Source organism: Pseudoalteromonas sp. S558 (assembly GCF_005886635.1).
In the GTDB taxonomy this organism is placed as follows: domain Bacteria; phylum Pseudomonadota; class Gammaproteobacteria; order Enterobacterales; family Alteromonadaceae; genus Pseudoalteromonas; species Pseudoalteromonas aliena.
The window spans coordinates 1-416 of the sequence record NZ_PNDU01000651.1 but is presented as its reverse complement, the minus strand read 5'-3'; the positions used below and the strand labels follow the sequence as shown (position 1 = coordinate 416).

General features: G+C 42.3%; 1 protein-coding gene and 1 pseudogene. One reads left to right on the top strand and one right to left on the bottom strand.

Annotated elements, in window-relative coordinates; all coding sequences use genetic code 11:
• On the top strand, positions 1-229 hold a 229-nt coding region (locus tag CWB66_RS21810; protein ID WP_138587028.1), incomplete at its 5' end, for an AI-2E family transporter.
• Positions 230-271: 42 nt separating this feature from the next.
• Here the strand turns inward: CWB66_RS21810 and CWB66_RS22885 are convergent.
• Positions 272-416 (bottom strand): annotated as a pseudogene (locus CWB66_RS22885) (flavin monoamine oxidase family protein); the annotation flags it as partial.

Here is a 416-nt window from a genome sequence, read left to right as displayed (position 1 = left end):
GGGTAATATTGTAGAGCCGAAATACATGGGTAAAGGCCTCGGGCTTTCTACCTTAGTGGTGTTTTTATCGTTAATATTTTGGGGCTGGTTATTAGGCTCTGTAGGTATGTTGTTGTCAGTGCCGTTAACCATGATTGTAAAAATAGCGCTAGAAGCCAGTGACGAAGGGCGTTGGTTAGCCACTATGCTTGGCACAGGTGAAGAAACCGTTATCAAATCAGAAGACTAATACCTTACAAAGGCGTGCCTACATAGCACGCCTTTTAAAAAGCTAAGCATCCATTAAATTAGCTAATGCGCTATCTACAGCGGATATAGCCCCCTCTAAATAGCCTGCCTCATGCTTTGCAAACTCACTCCCTACAAAATACACTTGTAACTGTTTGAGCTGCTCACTAAGACCTGAAAAATTGAAT